The sequence below is a fragment of the Pseudoselenomonas ruminantium genome, assembly GCF_900104055.1.
Classification (GTDB): Bacteria; Bacillota; Negativicutes; order Selenomonadales; family Selenomonadaceae; genus Selenomonas_A; species Selenomonas_A ruminantium_C.
In genome coordinates this window covers 1-15,237 of record NZ_FNJQ01000030.1, presented here as the reverse complement: position 1 = coordinate 15,237, position 15,237 = coordinate 1, and the positions used below count along the sequence as shown (strand labels likewise).

The 15,237-nt window shown below is 51.8% G+C and carries 19 protein-coding genes and 3 tRNA genes; 19 read left to right on the top strand and 3 right to left on the bottom strand.

Annotated elements, in window-relative coordinates; all coding sequences use genetic code 11:
* The first annotated feature begins 2 nt into the window (after nucleotides 1–2).
* A complete protein-coding gene (locus tag BLQ59_RS12060; RefSeq protein WP_081342561.1) occupies nucleotides 3–578 on the top strand; it encodes a 3'-5' exonuclease in 576 nt (191 codons plus the stop codon).
* Complete coding sequence (locus BLQ59_RS12055) at nucleotides 575–1,072, top strand: 2-thiouracil desulfurase family protein (RefSeq protein WP_074573120.1); 498 nt, start codon at nucleotides 575–577, stop codon at nucleotides 1,070–1,072. Before BLQ59_RS12060 ends, BLQ59_RS12055 begins: the two co-directional genes overlap by 4 nt.
* A gap of 37 nt (nucleotides 1,073–1,109) precedes the next feature.
* Here BLQ59_RS12055 and BLQ59_RS12050 read toward each other — a convergent pair whose 3' ends face one another.
* The gene (locus BLQ59_RS12050; protein WP_074573119.1) at nucleotides 1,110–1,769 is read right to left on the bottom strand and encodes a DeoR/GlpR family DNA-binding transcription regulator; all 660 of its coding nucleotides are present in this window, start codon (nucleotides 1,767–1,769) and stop codon (nucleotides 1,110–1,112) included.
* 195 nt (nucleotides 1,770–1,964) lie between these two features.
* Here BLQ59_RS12050 and BLQ59_RS12045 point away from each other — a divergent pair, with 195 nt between their 5' ends.
* The 5 genes from BLQ59_RS12045 to BLQ59_RS12025 all read left to right on the top strand — a co-directional run bounded on the left by BLQ59_RS12045 (nucleotide 1,965) and on the right by BLQ59_RS12025 (nucleotide 3,704).
* Complete coding sequence (locus BLQ59_RS12045; RefSeq protein WP_256324674.1) at nucleotides 1,965–2,786, top strand: Cof-type HAD-IIB family hydrolase; 822 nt, start codon at nucleotides 1,965–1,967, stop codon at nucleotides 2,784–2,786.
* 98 nt (nucleotides 2,787–2,884) lie between these two features.
* Nucleotides 2,885–2,960, top strand: a tRNA-Asn gene (locus tag BLQ59_RS12040).
* A gap of 1 nt (nucleotide 2,961) precedes the next feature.
* Nucleotides 2,962–3,036: transfer RNA gene (locus tag BLQ59_RS12035), tRNA-Glu, on the top strand.
* Between the two features lie 4 nt (nucleotides 3,037–3,040).
* Nucleotides 3,041–3,116 (top strand) — tRNA-Val (locus BLQ59_RS12030).
* Nucleotides 3,117–3,179: 63 nt separating this feature from the next.
* The gene (locus BLQ59_RS12025) at nucleotides 3,180–3,704 is read left to right on the top strand and encodes a transcription repressor NadR (RefSeq protein WP_074573117.1); all 525 of its coding nucleotides are present in this window, start codon (nucleotides 3,180–3,182) and stop codon (nucleotides 3,702–3,704) included.
* Here the strand turns inward: BLQ59_RS12025 and BLQ59_RS12020 are convergent.
* Both BLQ59_RS12020 and BLQ59_RS12015 read right to left on the bottom strand, forming a co-directional pair.
* Nucleotides 3,620–3,982: a DUF192 domain-containing protein gene (locus BLQ59_RS12020; protein ID WP_074573116.1), complete on the bottom strand. Its 363-nt coding sequence runs from the start codon at nucleotides 3,980–3,982 to the stop codon at nucleotides 3,620–3,622. The genes BLQ59_RS12025 and BLQ59_RS12020 overlap by 85 nt on opposite strands.
* A 177-nt stretch (nucleotides 3,983–4,159) precedes the next feature.
* Nucleotides 4,160–5,263 carry an RNA-guided endonuclease InsQ/TnpB family protein gene (locus BLQ59_RS12015; RefSeq protein WP_074573115.1) on the bottom strand — a complete coding sequence of 368 codons (1,104 nt, stop codon included), beginning with the start codon at nucleotides 5,261–5,263 and terminating at the stop codon, nucleotides 4,160–4,162.
* Between the two features lie 180 nt (nucleotides 5,264–5,443).
* On the opposite strand from BLQ59_RS12015, the gene BLQ59_RS12010 reads away from it, so the two are divergent.
* The 12 genes from BLQ59_RS12010 (at nucleotide 5,444) to BLQ59_RS11955 (ending at nucleotide 14,699) form a co-directional block, all read left to right on the top strand.
* Nucleotides 5,444–6,286, top strand: a complete 843-nt coding sequence (locus BLQ59_RS12010) for an energy-coupling factor transporter ATPase (protein WP_074573114.1) — start codon at nucleotides 5,444–5,446, stop codon at nucleotides 6,284–6,286.
* A complete protein-coding gene (locus tag BLQ59_RS12005) occupies nucleotides 6,276–7,148 on the top strand; it encodes an energy-coupling factor transporter ATPase (RefSeq protein WP_074573113.1) in 873 nt (290 codons plus the stop codon). The genes BLQ59_RS12010 and BLQ59_RS12005 overlap by 11 nt, the downstream gene beginning before the upstream one ends.
* Complete coding sequence (locus tag BLQ59_RS12000) at nucleotides 7,138–7,935, top strand: energy-coupling factor transporter transmembrane component T family protein (RefSeq protein ID WP_074573112.1); 798 nt, start codon at nucleotides 7,138–7,140, stop codon at nucleotides 7,933–7,935. Before BLQ59_RS12005 ends, BLQ59_RS12000 begins: the two co-directional genes overlap by 11 nt.
* Nucleotides 7,932–8,708, top strand: a complete 777-nt coding sequence (truA, locus tag BLQ59_RS11995) for a tRNA pseudouridine(38-40) synthase TruA (RefSeq protein WP_074573111.1) — start codon at nucleotides 7,932–7,934, stop codon at nucleotides 8,706–8,708. The genes BLQ59_RS12000 and truA overlap by 4 nt, the downstream gene beginning before the upstream one ends.
* Nucleotides 8,709–8,846: 138 nt before the next feature.
* Nucleotides 8,847–9,290 carry a D-aminoacyl-tRNA deacylase gene (gene dtd, locus BLQ59_RS11990; protein WP_074573140.1) on the top strand — a complete coding sequence of 148 codons (444 nt, stop codon included), beginning with the start codon at nucleotides 8,847–8,849 and terminating at the stop codon, nucleotides 9,288–9,290.
* Complete coding sequence (locus BLQ59_RS11985; protein ID WP_074573110.1) at nucleotides 9,290–10,531, top strand: aminopeptidase; 1,242 nt, start codon at nucleotides 9,290–9,292, stop codon at nucleotides 10,529–10,531. Before dtd ends, BLQ59_RS11985 begins: the two co-directional genes overlap by 1 nt.
* Nucleotides 10,525–11,160 carry a hypothetical protein gene (locus BLQ59_RS11980; protein ID WP_074573109.1) on the top strand — a complete coding sequence of 212 codons (636 nt, stop codon included), beginning with the start codon at nucleotides 10,525–10,527 and terminating at the stop codon, nucleotides 11,158–11,160. Before BLQ59_RS11985 ends, BLQ59_RS11980 begins: the two co-directional genes overlap by 7 nt.
* Nucleotides 11,157–12,056 (top strand): YitT family protein, encoded by a 900-nt coding sequence (locus BLQ59_RS11975; RefSeq protein ID WP_074573108.1) that lies wholly within the window; start codon nucleotides 11,157–11,159, stop codon nucleotides 12,054–12,056. The genes BLQ59_RS11980 and BLQ59_RS11975 overlap by 4 nt, the downstream gene beginning before the upstream one ends.
* A gap of 21 nt (nucleotides 12,057–12,077) precedes the next feature.
* Nucleotides 12,078–12,989, top strand: a complete 912-nt coding sequence (locus BLQ59_RS11970; protein ID WP_074573107.1) for a class I SAM-dependent methyltransferase — start codon at nucleotides 12,078–12,080, stop codon at nucleotides 12,987–12,989.
* A 34-nt stretch (nucleotides 12,990–13,023) separates the two neighbouring features.
* Nucleotides 13,024–13,590, top strand: a complete 567-nt coding sequence (locus BLQ59_RS11965; protein ID WP_074573106.1) for a peptidylprolyl isomerase — start codon at nucleotides 13,024–13,026, stop codon at nucleotides 13,588–13,590.
* On the top strand, nucleotides 13,580–13,843 hold the full coding sequence (locus BLQ59_RS11960) for a GIY-YIG nuclease family protein (protein ID WP_074573105.1): 264 nt from the start codon (nucleotides 13,580–13,582) through the stop codon (nucleotides 13,841–13,843). The genes BLQ59_RS11965 and BLQ59_RS11960 overlap by 11 nt, the downstream gene beginning before the upstream one ends.
* 4 nt (nucleotides 13,844–13,847) lie before the next feature.
* Nucleotides 13,848–14,699 (top strand): undecaprenyl-diphosphate phosphatase, encoded by an 852-nt coding sequence (locus BLQ59_RS11955; RefSeq protein WP_074573104.1) that lies wholly within the window; start codon nucleotides 13,848–13,850, stop codon nucleotides 14,697–14,699.
* Nucleotides 14,700–15,237: the final 538 nt, after the last annotated feature.

Here is a 15,237-nt window from a genome sequence, read left to right as displayed (position 1 = left end):
TTATGATGAACTTTGCCGCCATTGACTTCGAGACGGCCACAGGCTGCCGCAATTCAGCCTGCAGTGTGGCTGTCACCGCCGTGGAAGATGGCAAGATGAAGGACGTTTACTATACGTTGATTCAGCCGCCCATGAATAAGTACAATTACTTCAATGTGCAGATTCATGGCATTACGCCTAACGATACGAAAAATGCCCCGACCTTTGCGGAAATCTGGCCGGAGCTTAGAAGCCATTTGGAAGGGCGGATTGTCGTGGCTCATAATGCGCGCTTTGATATGGGCGTGCTGAGCGCCTGCCTGGCGATGGAAGGGCTGGTGGCACCGGCGTTTTCCTACTGCGATACGGTAGCCATTGCCCGCAAGGCCTGGCCTTTCTTGGAGAACCACAAGCTCGATACGGTGGGCACGCATCTGCAGATTGATTTCCAGCATCATAATGCCATGGATGATGCAAGAACCTGTGCGGCGATTCCGTTGGCAGCGGGGCAGGAATTAAAAGAGGATTCTTTGGAGTCGTTGGCGAAGAAGCTAGGTATAAATGTGTGCGTGTTTGGGAGAAAGGGGTATCGAAGATGATTCTGGTAAGTGCCTGCCTGTTAGGCCATAAGGTAAAATTCAGCGGGGGAGCCAATACCCATGATCTGCTGCTAAAATACAACGAGCGGGGCCGCTTTATCGCCGTCTGCCCCGAATGCTTCGCCATGCTGCCATGCCCGAGACCGGCCATGGAAATCCAGGGCGGCACGGGCAAGAAAGTCCTCACGGGCAAAGCAAAAGCCATGGACGAGAACGGCATGGATACCACCCAGTACCTCTTGACCGGCGCCGATAAAGTGCTCAAGATTGCCGAAGCCTATCATGCCAAAGTAGCCATCCTCAAAGAAGGCAGCCCGTCCTGCGGCGTCAAGAAGATTCATGGCGGTAATTTTGACGGCAAGAAAATCAAAGGCCAGGGCGTGACCACCGCTCTATTGCAAAAGCACGGCATCACCGTCTACTCCGAAAAGGATATGACGGTAGGGAGACTGGAGGAACTTATCGCTGAGGATGTAAAAAGGGATAGAATATAAAAAGCCTTCCCCTCAAGGGGAAGGCATGAGTACGCTGTTATACCTGCACGATTTCTACACCTTGTTTCCTTGTGGCGGTGAGGAATTCTTGGTCGGCCTGTTTATCGGTGACCAGCATATCGATGTCTTTGAGGGCGCAGACCTGCATGAAGGACAGGTGGTTGATTTTCGTATGGTCGAAGACCACGACTTTCTTGTTGGCCCGTTCCAGCAGTGCCAGCTTCACGGCCTGGTCGTCGAAGTCTGGGGACATGATGCCGCTGGCGTCGATGGAGGAGATGCCCAGAAAGGCGATGTCGATGCGGAAGTTTTTGATCATGCGGCAGGTCAGGTCACCGAAGAATCCGTGGGGGGAACTGCGGTAGAAGCCGGGCATGGCGATGAGCTGCAGCTTGTCATTGGCAGAGAGAATATTGTGAATCGGCAATGAGTGGGAGAGTACCGCGATATTTTGCCGATTTTTTAATTCCTCGGCGATTTCGATATTGGTGGAGCCGGTGTCGAGGTAAATGGCGTTGCCTTCCTTGATGAGTCCGGCGCAGAATTCGGCGATGGCGTTCTTCTCCTTGGTCATGCGCAGGTCCCGGCGGATGGTCATATCGGAAACTGCAAGTCTGTCGGCTAGCTCACGGACGTAGACGGCTTTAGTTTCCTGCAGTTCCTGCAGGAGAAAGTGACGGCGTTCACGGGAATTCATAGTTGCCTCCTATTTGATATTTGACAGGTCAAATGTTCGTTTTCTGTTATATTAACGATTATAACATGATAAACTCACAAAAGATGTAAAATAATGTGATTTTTGCACATAAAACGAACAAAAATACCTTGTTCCCCTGCTGAGCGCTGGCTATAATGAAAGCAACAACAGGGACTATGAACGGGGAAAGAGGTAATGATGATGACAGCTGACAAAATTAAAATCGTGTTTTCCGATATTGACGGAACCTTGCTGACCAGTCAGCATGAAGTGACCGGTCGAACCAAGGCGGCCGTACAGGAATTGGCGGCAAAGGATATTCCCTTTGTACTTGTGTCGGCCCGGATGCCTGCGGCTATTTATCCGATCACAGATGAGCTGGGCGTGAAGATGCCCATTATCAGTTATAGCGGGGCTTTGGTTTTGGACAGGGAAGGCAAGACTTTGGCCAGTACCAAGATGGAGGCAAAGCCTACACGTCAGCTGCTGCAGGAGCTGGCGGCGAAATTCCCCCAGATTACGGCCAACTTCTATACGGACAACAAATGGTATGTGAAAGACGTGACAGATAAGCGGGTGCGGCGGGAAATGGATATTACCTCGGCTGTGGCGGAGAATGCAGATTTTACCCAATTGCTGGACCAGGGGACTTATCCGCACAAGATTTTGCTGATGGCTGAGCCTGAGGACTGCGTGCTGGCGGAGGAATATTTCCGGGAGCATTATCCTGCCTTTCAGGTGGTGCGTTCTTCTTCGATCCTGCTGGAAATCATGTCCGGCTGCGTGTCCAAGGCCGGAGGCATCGCCGTATTGCTGAAGCATTACGGGCATACAGTGGAGGAGTCCCTGTCCTTTGGCGACAGCTACAACGATATTCCCATGCTGGAATATACAGGTCAGAGTGTAGCTATGGCCAATGCCCCGGAACAGGTAAAAACCGCGGCTAAGGACGTGACCTTGAGTAGTGATGAAGATGGCATCAGCGCTTATCTGAACGGTCATTTTGAGATGTTCTAAAAAAAACTAAAAAAAAATAAACTTTTTTAAAAAAAGGGGTTGCATTCTCCGGAAAAGTGTCGTATAATAATTTTCGTTGGTGAGACACACCAAGGAATTCCCCGATAGTTCAGCCGGTAGAACGGTGGACTGTTAATCCATATGTCGCAGGTTCGAATCCTGCTCGGGGAGCCATGGCGCGTTGGTCAAGTGGTTAAGACACCGCCCTTTCACGGCGGCTTCATGGGTTCGAATCCCATACGCGTCACCATTTCGGGCGATTAGCTCAGCTGGGAGAGCGCCTGCCTTACAAGCAGGATGTCAGCAGTTCGATCCTGTTATCGCCCACCATTTGAAATTTAAGCTGCCGCAAGGCAGCTTTTTTGTTACACAAAATCTTTGGGAGGGATTTGAATGACAACAGAGGAACGGCGGGCGGAGGTATTGCGCCGGCTGCAGGGGGCAATACAGCCTTTGACGGGCACCCGGCTTTCCCGGGAAATGGGGGTCAGTCGTCAGATCATCGTCGGGGATATCAGCATCCTGCGGGCCGAGGGGCAGAAAATCTATGCGACGCCGCGCGGGTATTTCATGATTCGGGATGAGCATGCGGATGCCCGTCAGCAGTTGGCCACGCTGATCTGCCGCCATACGGCTGAGGATATGGAAACGGAACTCAATGCTATCGTGGACAATGGCGGCGCGGTCATGGATGTGATCGTCGAACATCCTGTTTATGGTCCGTTGAAAAGCGACCTGCTGCTTACGAGCCGCCGCGATATCAAGAATTTCATCAGCAAGATGAAAAAATGCCAGGCAACACCGTTATTGGTGGTGACTGGCGGTGTGCACCTTCATACGGTGCGGGTGCCCGACGATGAGGCTTTGTCGGCCATCAAGGATGAATTGCGCGCGAAAGGGATTTTGGTAGAGGATTGAAGCCCTAAACGGTCGGCTTCGCCTGCGGTCATTTCCACCACACCCCAGGCTTTGGGGCACCAGGCCAGGCCAATCCAGGGACGCACGTTGCGGCTGATCTTGAGGATGTTCATTTCCTTATCCACCCAGACGGCATCGATGGCAAAGCGCATGAAGCACATATGGATGCTGCTGCAGGGCGCAATCAAAAGGCCCTGGCCTGCAGGAAGTTTCCGGCGCAGCATCAGCCCGCGGAAGCGGCGGAAAAAGGTATCGGCGATTTCCAGCTGTAATTTCATAAGCTCACTCATTTCTATAGAAGTTGTCTGGCTTTAGTATAAGCGACAACTTCTTTTTTTTGACATACTCCCCATGCCTAAAACTGGGGGATTCTGGGATACTAGCGAACATTGCCTGCTGAAATAGCAGGTCTTGCGAGTTCTCTCCACAATGGACAATGCCCTGCCCATTATATTTTACGCGGAGAATATTTTGTTTCCCTCACGCTCTATATTTATCGCAGCGTTTTTGTCTCTATCAAGTGTACTCCCACACTTAGGACAAGTCCACTCTCTGAATTTTAGATTTTTAATTTCTATGTTTTGGTATCCACATTTGGAACATAGCTGACTGGACGGGAAAAAACGGTCTATTTCTACGACGGATGAACCCGTTCTGTGTGCCATATACTTCAGCTTATTCACAAAATCAGCAAATCCTAAATCAGATATTTTTCTTCCGAAACGTTTTTGCATTGCCTTTAGGTTTAAATCTTCAAGGCATATTAGGGCATATTCTCCAACAAGCTTACTGGCTAACTGCCAATGGAAATTATCTCTTTGGTTTGCTACCTTCCTATGCAATCTTGCCAAGGCAAGTTTGGCCTTTTTACGATTATTGGAGCCTTTAGCTTTGCGGGATAAGATACTGCTTGCCCTTTTTATGGCAGTAGCATTTTGCTTAAAGAATAGCGGAGAAGCAATATCCTTGCCATCTGAGGCATTGAGAAACATTTTTAGACCAAAGTCGAAGCCGACACTTTTACCTGTTCTTGCTAAGACTTTATTTTCTGATGCTTCACAGACGAAATATAAATATATATCGCCTAATGCATCTCGCTTAACCGTGAGAATTTTTACCTTACCGTCTATTTCCCTTGACTTTGCATAGCGATAGCGTTGCTTACCGATTACGATACTATTGTCGGCTTCATCGAGTTTCCAGCCAGACTGTTTCAAAGTGAAGGACTTGTATTTCTTTATCTTTTTGAAGGATGGTGGCGCCGTACGGATTTTATGTTTTAAATTATGGAAAAATAATTTATACGCTCTATCTATCCGTTGGGTTATATCTTGGACAGCTTGGGAGCCGATTTCTTTCATGTAGGCAAATCTGAAAATCTTTTTCAATTTTGTTAGATGTTTTTGTAATTGATACATATTCAGTGACTTGCCAAACAGCCTATAGTATCTTTTATGCAGAGCAATACAATGATTGTATACAAGACCTGCCGCATTGATTTGCCTATGAAGTTTTCTGTTTCTTTTTGAAGTATATAGCTTAAAGTGATAGGTTCTCATGTATAATCACCACCTTCTAAATCTATTTTACAAAACAATAGGCTATATTGTCCACCTTCAATTGCTTACGCAAATTCGGTGGATGCATTATAACGCCATTGTTCCTGTTTTGCCTATGGCAAAACAGGAACAATGGCGTTATAATGGAATTTGTGTGATTCTATTGTGAGGAAGATTTCAATGTCATTTATCGAAGCAGAAAATCTGACACATATCTATGGGCAGGGCACGGAACAGGAGTTCACGGCTTTGCAGGATGTGAGTTTCCATATTGAAGCCGGGGAGTTTGTGGCAATCTTAGGCGCCAATGGTTCGGGCAAGTCCACACTGGCCCGTCATTTGAATGGTTTGCTGCTGCCGACTGGCGGTGCCTGCCGGATTGCTGGGCTCGATACCCGCAGCCCGCAGGATATCTGGCAGATTCGCCGGCAGGTGGGCATGGTGTTCCAAAATCCTGACAATCAGCTGATTGCCGGTGTCGTGGAAGATGATGTGGCCTTTGGCCCGGAAAATCTGGGCATGGAACCGGCGAAAATCCGTCAGCAGGTGGAGATGGCTCTGCAGGCCGTGGGCATGGCGGAGTTCCGCAAGTTTGCGCCGCATCTCTTAAGCGGCGGGCAGAAACAGCGGGTGGCCATTGCCGGGGCGCTGGCGATGGATACGAAGTGTCTGATTCTCGATGAGGCTACGGCGATGCTTGATCCGCAGGGACGCCGGGAAGTTATGGATACCGTGGAGCGGCTCCATCGGGAGCGGGGGTTGACGCTTCTTTGTATTACGCATTTTATGGACGAAGCCGCCCGTGCTGACCGCGTATTGGTGATGGAACACGGTCGTCTGGTACAGCAGGGGACGCCGGCAGAAGTCTTTGCTGATGCGCCAAAGCTCCATAAATTAGGCCTGGCGGTGCCACTGGCGGTAGAACTGGCCTGGAATTTACGGCAGAGTGGTGTTGATTTGCCCCGGGATATCCTGAGTAATGATGATTTAGTTGCCGCGCTGGAGGCCTGCTATGTCCATTGAACTTAAAACTGTCAAATATATCTATATGCCCAAGACTCCCTATGAGCGCGTTGCGCTCGATGATGTTAGTCTGACTATTGAAGAGGGCAGCTTCACGGCCATTGCAGGCCATACAGGTTCGGGCAAGTCCACGCTGGTACAGCATCTGAATGGCCTGCTGTCACCAGTTGCTGGCGAAGTGATTGTGGATGGCATCGATATCAATGCCAAGGATAAGGCAGGCAAGATTAAAGCCTGGCATGCCCGTCAGCAGGTGGGCATGGTCTTTCAGTATGCGGAAACGCAGCTGTTTGAGGAAACCATCGCGCAGGATATTGCCTTCGGCCCGCGCAATCAGGGGCTCGAAGATGCCGAGATTGAGGAACGCGTGCGGCAGGCCATGGAGATGGTCGGCTTGGACTATCATAAGTTCAAGGATATGTCTCCTTTTGCCTTGAGCGGCGGGCAGATGCGTCGCGTGGCGATGGCTGGGGTGCTGGCTATGCGGCCCAAGTATCTGGTACTCGATGAACCCGCGGCCGGCTTAGATCCCCGCGGGCGTGAGGAGCTGATGGCCGAAATCCAGCGCCTGCATAAAAAAGGGAAGCTGACCATCGTCTTTGTGTCCCATAGCATGGAAGATATCGCCAAAATGGCCGATCAGATGCTCGTGATGCAGGGCGGAAAGCTGCGGGCCGCCGCCAGTCCTGCCGAAATCTTTGCGCAGGCTGGTTTGCTGCAGGAAACGGGGCTTGAACAGCCGCAGATCATGCAGGTATTAGCGCGGTTGAAACAGGCAGGCCTGCCGGTGGATACACGTGCCATCACCCCGGAGGCGGGGCTCAGATCCCTCAGGGAGGTTTTCAATATCCATGTTAAATAATATTATGATTGGCCAGTATTTCCCGGGGGATTCCTTTTTGCACCGGATGGATGCCCGCGTGAAGATATTGTTGCTGCTCATCCTGCTGATTGAGGTGTTTGTCTTTACCAGTGCACCGGTCTATGGCGCTCTGATCGTGTTGACCTTTTTGCTGATCCTGTGTTCGGGCGTGCCCCTGCGCATGGTATTGCGTTCGTTGAAGCCTTTGTGGTGGATCATCATCTTCACCTTCGTACTGCATCTGTTCAGCCATCCGGGCAGGGAGCTCTGCCGTGTCTGGCAGTTTGCAATCACGCAGGAGGGCGTGGAGCAGGGGACACTCATCAGCGTGCGGCTGATGCTCCTGATCATCCTGAGCACACTGCTGACCTTTACCACGAGTCCGCTGAAACTCACCGATGCGCTGGAGAGCCTGCTCTCGCCGTTCAAGAAGGTGGGCCTGCCTGCCCATGAGCTGGCCATGATGATGACCATTGCTCTGCGCTTTATCCCCACGCTGATCAGCGAGACGGATAAGATCATGAAGGCCCAGCAGTCGCGTGGGGCGGATTTCGTGACGGGCAGCGTACTCGCGCGGCTCAAGAATATGGTGCCCATCTTAGTGCCGCTGTTCCTGTCGGCCTTCCGGCGGGCAGATGACCTGGCCATGGCGATGGAGGCCAGATGTTATCGGGGCGGTGCCGGGCGCACGCGCATGAAGGAAATGAAGCTGGCAAGGCTGGACTATATCGCCATGTGTATCTTTGCCCTGCTCAGCATGGGATTAGGAGTAAGTTTCTATCGATGAAAACGGAACATAAAGAGGAAATGAAGGCGCGCAGGCGCAATATTGCCCTGAAGGTGGCCTATGACGGCACAGCTTACCATGGCTTCCAGCGGCAAAGCCCGCCGGTGACAGCCGTGCAGAATGTGCTGGAGCGGAAGCTGGCTGTCATTTTTGGCGATACCATTGAATTGGCGGCTTCGGGGCGCACCGATGCCGGTGTCCATGCCTATGGGCAGGTGGTGAATTTCTTCACCAATGGGAGCATTCCAATCGACAAGGTGCCCATGGCGGCGAACAGCCTGCTGCCGGATGATATCGTGGTCAAAGAGGCCTGGGAGGCAGATTTTGACTTCAGTGCCCGCCATAGCGCCAAGGCCAAGACCTATATCTACCGCATCCAGCAGGGGGCAACGCCCAATCCCTTGACGGCACGTTATGCCTGGTATGAACGCCGCCCCTTGGACATTAACCTGATGCAGCAGGCATTGGCTATGCTGGAAGGGACACATGATTTCAGCGCCTTCCGGGCTGCGGGCGGCGCGCCCATGAGTCCCGTGCGTACCATCTATGAGGCCAAAGTTGAGGAAAAGCCGGGCAATCTGCTGGAGTTCACCATCTATGGCAACGGATTCCTTTACCATATGGTAAGGAATATCATTGGCACGGTGGCGAATGTTGGTTTGGGGCGCATAAGCCTGGAGCGCTTTGCTGAAATCTTTGCCAGCCTTGACCGTCATCAGGCCAGCGCTACGGCTCCGGCCTGTGGTTTGTACTTATATCGCGTTGAGTATTAATAAATACAGGAAATACTGCCATGTTGATGAATCCACTGCGATTGGTCAGCATGGCTGCTTTGTATAATCGGCGTTGTCATATGGATTTTGCTGGTGAATTATGGTATGATTACAAAGTTGAAAGGGGGCGGTCTGCCGGTGCGAGCGGTAGTTACGCGGGTTAAGTCTGCTAGTGTAGTGATCGATGATAAGGTGAATGGTGCCATTGACCAGGGCTTTCTGGTGCTCTTGGGTGTGGGGCCGGAAGATACGGCAGAGTCAGCGCAGAAGTTGGCGGAGAAGATATATAATGTCAGGGTTTTCTCAGATGAGGCCGGCAAGATGAATCTGAGCCTCAGTCAGGTTGGCGGCAGGATGCTGGTGATTTCCCAGTTCACGCTTTATGCTGACCTCAAGAAACGCCGTCCCGGGTTCAGCCATGCGGCGCCGCCGGCGATGGCCAATGAACTCTATGAAGTCTTTATGCAGGATTTGCGGGATTTGGGCGTGACTGTGGAGCATGGTGAGTTTGGCGCAGATATGCAGGTGGAATCGGTCAATGATGGGCCGGTTACCCTTTGTTTCGATACGGAGGCATTGTGATGCAGCAGGAATTATTGAAAAAATATGCAGAGTTAGTGGTAAAGGTCGGTGTCAATATCCAGAGGGATCAGATACTGGTCATCAATACGCCGATTGAATGTGCAGAGTTTGCCCGGGAAATCAGCAAGGCGGCGTTTGCAGCCGGCGCTCATGACGTGGTCATGAGCTGGGGGGATGAACAATCGGCGCATATCCGGTTTGAACATGGCAGCAAGGAACTCTTCACGGAATTTCCGGAATGGCGCGTGAAGTTCTGCCAGGGCTATGCAGAGCAGGGCGCGGCGTTTGTGTCCATCGCGGCCCGTGATCCGCAGATCTTCAGCGATATCGATCCGGAAAAACTCAAGCTGGCCAATCAGGCGGCCGGCGCAGCGCTCCTGGAATATCGGGAACGGCTGATGAGCAACAGGAACACCTGGTGCGTGGTGTCCGTGCCGACCAAGGGCTGGGCCACGAAGGTTTTCCCGGAAGACACGGAAGAAGCTGCCGTCGAAAAGCTTTGGCAGGCCATCTTCCAGACTGTGCGCATTGGGGAAGATGTGGATACCGTGGCGCAGTGGCGCCAGCATACGGAATTCCTGCAGAAGGCAGCCAACTTTCTGAATGAGCAGGAATTCGTCAAGCTCCATTATAAGAATTCCATCGGCACGGATCTGACCATTGAACTGCCGGCGGGGCATATTTGGTCAGGTGGTGCGGAAAAGTCGGAACTGGGCACGGTCTTTGTGGCCAATATGCCGACGGAAGAGGTATTCTCCCTGCCGAAGCGGGATGGTGTGAACGGCACTGTGGTGGCCTCCAAGCCGCTGAACTACAACGGCAATCTGATTGAAGGCTTCAAGCTGACTTTTAAAGATGGCAAGGTTACAGCCTATAGCGCGGAAAAGGGCGAAGAAATCCTCAAGGGACTGCTGGAAACGGATGAAGGTGCAAGTTATCTGGGTGAAGTTGCCCTGGTGCCCTTTGATTCACCGATTTCCCAGAGCGGGATACTATTCTATAATACGCTGTTTGATGAAAATGCCTCCTGCCATCTGGCCTTGGGTAAGGCTTACCCGACCTGCATCAAGGGCGGTGAGCATATGGACAGCGTGACGCTCCTGCAGCATGGTGTCAATGATTCTCTGGTGCATGAGGACTTTATGGTAGGTACCCGGGATCTGGAGATCATCGGGACTACGGCAGATGGCCGGGAAATCAAGATCTTTGAGCAGGGTAATTTCGGGAGGAACTTATGGTAAGGAAAGCAAGCTGCCTGCTGGCATTGTCGCTGTTGTTTGCAGTCCTGCTGAGCTCGGTTTGTCTGGCGGCAGGGAAAATAGTGGACGAGGATTTTTCCTGCAAGGGTGTGCTGCTCGGGGATAGCGAGAGTGTCCTGCAGAGCAAATGGGGCGAACCCATGTACGATAAGATTGCCATCAAGCAGGGCGTAAAAGTCAGGACCTATGTGTACCAGGACCGGTCGGAAGCCAGCGTAGCTGTGGCTACGGGCAGAGTGGTCGATTTCACGGTCGATAGTGAGAAGTATATAGCCCGCAATAATGTGCGGCAGGGCGCTACCAAGTTTTGGCTGGAGAAAACCTATGGTAAGAAACAGCGGCAGTTTCTGGATGGTGCGTACTATCTGATCTATGAGCGGGAAAATCATCCGCATCAGCATCTGCTGCTGAAGATCGATCCCGAGGACGGGCATCTGCTGGAACTGCGGATCACCAATCTGCCCTTGACGGAAGCAGAGCGGTCGATGATGCAGGAGGAAGGCGAACCCATGCTGCGGGAAGTGGATAGTGATGATGCGAGCCTTATGAATATCGATATGTCCTCCCTGCCGCAGGAGGATACGGTGCGCTTGGAGGGATTGGGCAGATGATTCAGCTCAGGCTGTTAGAACATCGCCTGCTGCGTTATGCAGGCATTACGCTGGGCTGTCTGATCGCCAGCTGTTCCATCAACCTCTTCTTGGTGCCATCGCATCTTTTGACTGGTGGTGCCACAGGTATTGCCATGATTGTCTACTATCTGACGCATCTGCCCATCGGTGCCCAGACTTTTGCCTATAATATTCCGCTGTTGTGGGCGGCCTGGCGGCTGTTGGGCAAGGGCTATACCTGCGATGTGGTCATTGGTACGGCAATCTTTTCGTTCTGCCTGGATTTCACCAAGCCGCTCAACGCCTTTGCGCCGGTCAATGATTATATGCTGGCGGCGATTTTCGGCGGCGTGTTCAATGGCATTGGCTATGGTATCGTGTTCCGCATGAACGGCAGCACCGGCGGTTTCGATATCGTCGGTGCCATTGCCAAGAAGTTCTATTCCTTCAATATGGGCGGTGTGATCTTTGGCTTCAATTGTCTCGTGATGCTGGCGGCGGCGTTTATGTTCGGCGTGGCACCGGCAATGTTCACGCTGATCTGCATGTTCATGAACGCCATGGTGACGGATAAGGTCATTGCCGGCTTCAACAGCCGCAAGGCGCTCCTGATCGTGTCCAATCAGGCCGAGGCCATCGCCGAGGGCATCATGGAAGTGGGGCGCGGCGTTACCTTCCTGCATGGACAGGGGGCTTTCACCCGCCGCGAGCGCAATGTGGTGTTCGTGGTGGTGACGCTTACGCAGGTGGCCAAGATGAAGATGATCATCAACGCTATCGATCCGGACGCCTTTGTGATCATCATGTCAGCAAATGAGGTCATGGGTCATGGGTTCAGTTCACCGGGAGTAAAAACTGGGGCAATCGTGCATCGTTATAACACAAATGGACGGTAGATTTGAATAAGGGGAGAAAATATGAGTCAGAACACTACACCGGCAACTATTGCGGAAAAAATCCAGCATATGGAAAAGTTTTTGGATCTGGAGAAATTTATCAATGGAGACAAGAATGATCCCAAGGATATTGAATCCTATTATAAGACCAATCATGCGGCTTATCGCCGGGTACATTCCAAAGCGGGGTTCATGCATTTCCATGTATCAAAGGATGGCAAGACTTTCTCGCCGGAAGATGCCAGCTATCAGCCGGATGTGGCTGCACAGTTCATCAAGTCCGGGGACCGGGTGTTGGAATTAGGTTCCGGGCAGGGAGCGAATATCCTGCATTTGGCGAAGAAATTCCCGGACGTAACTTTTGATGGCCTGGACCTTTTCCCGGGGAAGATGGCCGAGGAACTGCCGAATCTGACCATCACCAAGCAGGATTATACGCAAATGCCGCAGTTTGCGGATAACACCTTTGATGTGATTTACGCGATTGAAACGCTGGTGCATTGCTCGGATAAGCTGAAGGTTTTTGCAGAAATCAAGCGTGTGCTGAAGCCGGGCGGGATTTTCGTGGTCTTTGACTATGCGCTGAAAAATGCCTATGAAAGTTACGACCGGGAAAATCAGCTGGCTGTTTCGCTGATATCTAAAGGCGGTGCGGCTGCACTGATTGAGTCTGTGGCGGAGTGGGAGGATTTCTTTGCCAAAACAGGTTTTGCAGTCGTCAGCAAGAAGGATCTGACCGAACCCATCATGCCGGACCTGCGCCGGTTGGAACATCGTGCGGCCTGCATTTTGGACCATCCTTTCCGGGCCAAAGTGGTTTTCAAGACGCTGCCCAATCAGTTTGTCAGCAATATCATCCTGGGGTATCTGGGCGCAGATTCGGCGGCAGAGGGTGCCATTGTCTATAAGGAATGGGTACTCAAAAAAGACTAACTAATGGTTGCAATGGGGAAAGGAATTTTGTACAATGAAAAAGATATTGATTATGATGCTGGTGGTATTGACGGCTCTTACAGCTGGCTGCATCGCTGGCGGCAAGGATAATGGAGGCAAAAAAGTGGCTAATCGCATTGCTGTATTTGAAACCAACAAGGGTACTTTTGAAATTGAACTGTTCGAGGATAAGACGCCGATTACGACGAAGAACTTCATCGACCTGACGGAAAAGGGCTTCTACAATGGCGTGATTTTCCATCGCGTGATTGACGGCTTCATGATCCAGGGCGGCGATCCGGATGGTACGGGCATGGGCGGCCCGGGCTACACCATCGAAGATGAATTCCTCGATGACCTGAGATTCACGGGTGAAGGCATCCTGGCTATGGCCAACACGGGCATGCCGCATACGGGTGGCAGCCAGTTCTTCATCACGCTGGACAAGACTCCCTGGCTCAACGGTAAGCATACCATTTTCGGCAAGGTTGTGAAGGGCATGGACGTTGTCCGCACCATCGGCCATAGCGAGACGGATTTTGCAGATCGTCCGCTGGAGACGGTGGTCATGAACAAAGTTACCATCAAAGATGCTGAGTAATAGCGAGAACTACACCTATATACTGGAATGTAGTGACGGCAGCTTTTATACAGGTTGGACGAACGATCTGGAAAAGCGTGTCAGGACGCACAATGCAGGGCGCGGCGGGAAATACACCCGCTCGCGCCTGCCTGTGCGTCTTGTCTATTTTGAAACCTTTGCGGACAAACGGGAAGCGCAGAGCCGGGAATGGCATATCAAGCAGCTTACCCATGCGCAGAAACAGAAATTAATAAGTGACGAGAGGGAGTAGTACGGTGGATTTAAGCATTGTAGAACTGCTGAAGGTAGTAGTTCTCGGTATTGTGGAAGGTCTGACAGAGTGGCTGCCGGTATCGAGTACCGGCCATATGATCCTGGTAGATGAGTTTATCAAGCTGGATGTCAGCAAGGATTTCATGGATATGTTCCTGGTGGTTATCCAGCTGGGCGCCATCCTCGCCGTGGTGGCATTGAATTTTGAAAAACTCAACCCATGGTCGGATTGGAAGACCAGGCAGGAAAAGCGGGATACGTTCAGTCTTTGGTGGAAGGTTATCATCGCCTGCATTCCGGCAGCGGTAATCGGTCTGGCATTTAACGACTATATGGAAGAGCATTTCATGACGGCGCCGGTAGTGGCGGCTACGTTGATCTTCTATGGTGCCATGTTTATCTGGATCGAGAACTATAACAGGCACCGCCGCCCGCGCATCAATGACCTGGCGCGTCTGGACTATCGCACGGCCTTCATCATCGGCATGTTTCAGGTGCTGTCGCTGGTGCCGGGCACGAGCCGTTCCGGGGCAACTATCATCGGCGGCATCTTGTTTGGCACGAGCCGTATCGTGGCGGCAGAGTTCACCTTCTTCCTCGCGATTCCGGTCATGTTCGGCGCGAGCCTGCTGAAGATGGTGAAATTCGGCCTGCACTATACGGGAGCAGAAATCGTCATCATGGTGGTGGGGATGGTCACGGCTTTCATCGTGTCCATTATATCCATCAAGTTCCTGCTGAGCTATATCAAGACCAATGACTTCAAGGCCTTTGGTTGGTATCGCATCGTGCTGGGTATCGTGGTGATTGCCTATCTGTTCCTGATTGGCGATCCGACGGCGGATAATCATTAAAAAATGGGGATGGAAATATTCCTTTAACAGCAAAAGTCCGCTGACGGAAAGTGTCAACGGACTTTTGGTATAAATTGCAGTTTGCCAGTGCGAGCTTAATCTAAATCTGTTACAGCGTAGTGGGGCGGAGGTGGGGATACTTCTTCGCCACTTCACTAAATGACCCGCCAGCAATAGTGTGTACTGTTTTAGTTACCTGCGCCGGGCAGGCCGGCGGCGCGTATGTTCAGCTCAGTTTCCAGTAACAACGGTTTGCGGGCCAGCCTTCACTTCGTTCAGGCAGTCGTTCCGTCGGCGAATAAGCATCCCCGCCTCCACCCAAAGGTATATCTGTGTCAAATGGCTAAGTCTCGGCTGTAAGCCGCAAGTACATCGATGTGCTTGTTACGGGAGAAGCGAGTTTGTGCCGATAGCTAAATCCGTGTCTGGGGGCGAACGGGGGAGTGCTTTTTCTGGTGGAGCGACAGTCTGAGCATAGCGAAGACCGGCCCGTTGCAAAAGTCACTGGGGAACACGCTGAAAGACGCGCCGTTGGCCT